We start from the raw sequence: 3,592 nt of genomic DNA, 5'->3' as shown, positions 1-3,592 counted from the left end.
TCCTTGTCCGGGATAAAGTTCAGAACAAGCCCAGACACGACGACATCAGCGGTACCATCATCCACCGGAATAGTGTCACCTGATCCTTGCAGGAATGATGCTCGTTCATCATCTGTTTCTTTCCGCGCCAGTTCTAGGAACCCTTCTGATGGTTCGATGCCAACAACAGACTTTGGGTCCCGATCCTGCAGAATCTGCGACGTAAGCGCTCCGGTTCCACAACCAAGGTCAAGCCAGCGCAAACCTGGTGCGGTGTCTAACCAAGACAAGAACTTTTTGCCTGTCTTCCGACTCCACCTGCCAACATACATCTCGTAAGCGTCGCCATCGGTCCATTTGTCCTGCATGGTCTCGTCCTTGCTGCTAATTGGGTTCGCTCAATCTTAACACAGGCTATCTTGCATGTCCGGTCCGGGCTCTTGGCGGACTTGCGGCGGTGCAGCGAGCGGAGCCGGGCTTGTGACAGCCAGCTCAACTTGATCGGCCCATACCGGCAATTCCCTTGACCATCGCAACGCGCGGTGCGGCCCGTCGAACCCGCCATTTGCTGCGGCCGCAAAATCATCTGACCCGTCAATTTACACAATGCAGTACATTGCTGCCGTTGGTGCTGTCCGAATTTGACTGTTTTCCCAACCAAAGCTAGTCCACACTTGATAGTTAGATGACAATTGGGAGGGCCCATCTTGGGAAACAAGCGAGAATTGATTTCAAACGGGAATCCTATGGAGGCGATTGTTGGGTTCAGCCGCGCTGTTCGTGTCGGGTCATATATTGCAGTTGGTGGAACCGCTCCGGTAGACCAAGATGGCAAAACCGTGGGTATCGGCGATGTTTTCCTTCAAACAAAACAGTGCTTTGAGATCATCAAGTTTGCATTGGAAGACGCGGGATCTGGTCTTCAAGATATAGTGCGTACCCGTGTGATACTTACGGACATCGACAATTGGAAACAGGCCATCGAGGCCCGCAAAATATACTGCCAAGAAGCACGTCCTGTGGACACAATCATGGCTATCAACCGCTTCGTTAATCCTGAATGGCTTGTCGAGATTGAGGTCGATGCCGTGGTGGCAGATCAACCGGTGGCTTAGTACAATTTAGGCTGTAAAGCTGCCAACAAACTAGTTCTCGCCGATGACCGTATCGCATGACGCCGCGATTTCGGACCACCACCGTCGAGCGATTTAGGCTAGTGCCACCTCTAACCGACGGAGCGCCTTTTTCGGCCAAACCTCATCAAACTTGTAGAACTCTTCAAAGACAGGGATGTCTTTGCTGAGAGGCACCCATGCCTGCTTGCTGCTCGTGAAGATTTGTACGTCTGGGGGGCACCGATCTGGCTCATTCATGGTTCCGACGCGCACATACCGTAGCTTTCCAAGACGAACCATGTAGCTGCTGAAGACGGCAACGCCGCAGTTTCCGCAGCGAGTAACGATCTGGCCTTTTCCGCTCGGTGTTGAAAGCTCATGCTCGCTGATCGGTCCTTCATACTCGACCCGATCGGCCTCGATTATTGCGTTTAAGACATAGGCGGCCCCTGTCTGCCTCTGGCACTCACTGCAGTGACAGCAATGCACGAACATAGGTGGTGATTTCATTCGATAGGTGACAGCGCCGCAGCCGCATTTTCCCTCAATCATTCTTCCCTCCCTATCTTCTTCTTTTGATCAAACCCAAACCCTAGTCGGCCAATTTGTAGTGCTTAATTGTCCGGGACTCGACCAATTCAGCCTCAGCCGGATCAATATGCGGGCTCTGGTAGTCTTCGCCAACGAATGCCTTGAGCGAGTCCAAGCTGTCCCAGACCATTACAAAGCTGAATTCTCTTGGAGATTCCTGACATGGGGCACCAGCTAGAACTTTAACAATACCCTTTGTCCCGTTCATTAAAGGGATCGCTGTCTCATGGAAGAACTTGCCGAACTCTTCCTCTTTGCCTGGTCTCGTAACAACCTGAAATATCCGCATGATCATGCATCCGTCCTCCGAAAAGTGCGGTTCTTGGATGTATGCATGCCTCAGACTATTGCAGGCTAGCACGATATGGCAAGATTGTCTGCTCTGGGCTGATTGTGTTGAAAAACTCCGATTTTGGCTAAAATTGCTAGAAAAGTGGCCCATAGAAAGCTTTTCAAAAAATTCGACGAGGGGGTCGGCCAAACCGCTGACTTGGCAAGGTGAGAGGTCGTCATGGCCTGCACTGATCGTTCAGCGCCGACATGGATGAATCAATGGATTTCGGCGGAAAAATGTGTTGGCCGACTTTTCGAGTTTTTCAACATGGCGTAATTCCTGAGTGGTGCGAGTCTCGGAGCGTGGCACGGCTTGTTATGTTGGCCACAGGCAAACACGAAGGAGAAAGCCGATGAAGACCTATGTTGGACTGGATGTGTCACTGAAAGAAACGTCGATCTGTATCGTGGATGAGACGGGCGTTGCGTTGAAGGAGGGGGTGGTCGTCTCTGATCCCGACCTGATCGTTGAATATCTGGCGGAACATTCACCGATGATGCAGCGTGTCGGTTTGGAATCTGGGCCAACGTCCAGCTGGTTATGGCGAGAGTTGGAAGCACGGGGTCTGCCATCCATTTGCATTGACGCGCGTCATGCTAGTGCTGCTCTGTCGATGCAGATCAACAAGTCGGACCGCAATGATGCCCTTGGTCTTGCGCGTATCATGCAGACCGGGTGGTTCCGCCGGGTGCAGGTCAAGAGTGAGAACAGCCATCGCATTCGTGCGCTGTTGAATGCGCGCAGCCTTTTGGTGCAGGTGCGCCGCGACCTGGAAAACCAGATCCGTGGCCTGTTCAAGAGCTTCGGTCTCATTATCGGGCGGGCCAATGGCGGTGTGTTCTTGAAACGTGCTCTCGATGTTTCCCAGCAGGCTCCTGAACTGGCTGGCATTGCGAGACCACTGCTGAGCGCTCGCGCGGACGTTGATCGTCAACGTCTGGATCTGGAACGACAGATCAAGCGAATTGCCCGTGAAAACGAGCAATCACGCGCCTTCATGACCGTTCCAGGCGTTGGACCGATGACTGCCCTTGCCTTCTTGTCGGGCATTAATGATCCGGCTCGTTTTGCACGATCGCGCACAGTGGGTGCCTATCTTGGATTGACACCCAGACGCCATGCATCCGGCGAAGTGGACTGGACAGGACGGATATCAAAATGCGGTGATACGATGTTGCGCACCTACCTCTTCGAGGCAGCAAACGTGGTGTTGACCCGCACCAAACAAACCTGCGCGCTGAAGACATGGGGCATGGAAATCGCCGCGCGCTCTGGGGGCAAAAAGGCGCGTGTCGCGATTGCTCGGAAGCTGGCGACGATCCTGCACCGGATGTGGTGCGATGGAACATCATTCAAGTGGGCAACAACATAGGAAAGAGTGAAATACGAAATCGCCCCGACAAAGGGTGAGCGATGTCCCTGCCGGGACGAATGGCGGTGATGAGATCGACCGATTTTGTGCGAAGGACCACCAATCCCAAACGCGGTTTCAACATTGATCCATCAACGCTTTCTTGCGCCATCATGCAGAGGTGGAACACCTACTGCGAAGAGAACACTGGAACCGGCAGGA

5 protein-coding genes are annotated in these 3,592 nt (G+C 53.1%); 2 read left to right on the top strand and 3 right to left on the bottom strand.

The features are described 5' to 3' along the window. On the bottom strand, window positions 1-347 hold a 347-nt coding region (locus ACEWL3_RS20550; protein ID WP_435001622.1), incomplete at its 3' end, for a class I SAM-dependent methyltransferase. Between the two features lie 339 nt (window positions 348-686). Here ACEWL3_RS20550 and ACEWL3_RS20545 point away from each other — a divergent pair. Beyond that, complete coding sequence (locus tag ACEWL3_RS20545; RefSeq protein WP_386185041.1) at window positions 687-1,094, top strand: RidA family protein; 408 nt, start codon at window positions 687-689, stop codon at window positions 1,092-1,094. Window positions 1,095-1,187: 93 nt separating this feature from the next. Here the strand turns inward: ACEWL3_RS20545 and ACEWL3_RS20540 are convergent, their stop codons facing one another. Continuing rightward, window positions 1,188-1,646, bottom strand: a complete 459-nt coding sequence (locus ACEWL3_RS20540) for a GFA family protein (RefSeq protein WP_386185038.1) — start codon at window positions 1,644-1,646, stop codon at window positions 1,188-1,190. Window positions 1,647-1,686: 40 nt separating this feature from the next. Then, complete coding sequence (locus ACEWL3_RS20535) at window positions 1,687-1,980, bottom strand: antibiotic biosynthesis monooxygenase family protein (protein ID WP_386185036.1); 294 nt, start codon at window positions 1,978-1,980, stop codon at window positions 1,687-1,689. A 391-nt stretch (window positions 1,981-2,371) separates the two neighbouring features. Between ACEWL3_RS20535 and ACEWL3_RS20530 the strand changes: the two genes are divergently transcribed. Further along, the gene (locus ACEWL3_RS20530) at window positions 2,372-3,391 is read left to right on the top strand and encodes an IS110 family RNA-guided transposase (RefSeq protein WP_386185033.1); all 1,020 of its coding nucleotides are present in this window, start codon (window positions 2,372-2,374) and stop codon (window positions 3,389-3,391) included. Window positions 3,392-3,592: the final 201 nt, after the last annotated feature.

The sequence above is a fragment of the Sulfitobacter sediminivivens genome (assembly GCF_042611115.2).
In the GTDB taxonomy this organism is placed as follows: domain Bacteria; phylum Pseudomonadota; class Alphaproteobacteria; order Rhodobacterales; family Rhodobacteraceae; genus Sulfitobacter; species Sulfitobacter sediminivivens.
Note: the sequence above shows the minus strand (reverse complement) of the source record. Positions and strands in the feature narration are given on the sequence as shown.

What these genes read in the sequence shown, in the direction of transcription:
- ACEWL3_RS20535 (WP_386185036.1), bottom strand. Translation starts at nt 1,980, where the DNA reads ATGATCATGCGGATATTTCAGGTTGTTACGAGACCAGGCAAAGAGGAA.
- ACEWL3_RS20530 (WP_386185033.1), top strand. Translation starts at nt 2,372, where the DNA reads ATGAAGACCTATGTTGGACTGGATGTGTCACTGAAAGAAACGTCGATC.
- ACEWL3_RS20540 (WP_386185038.1), bottom strand. Translation starts at nt 1,646, where the DNA reads ATGATTGAGGGAAAATGCGGCTGCGGCGCTGTCACCTATCGAATGAAA.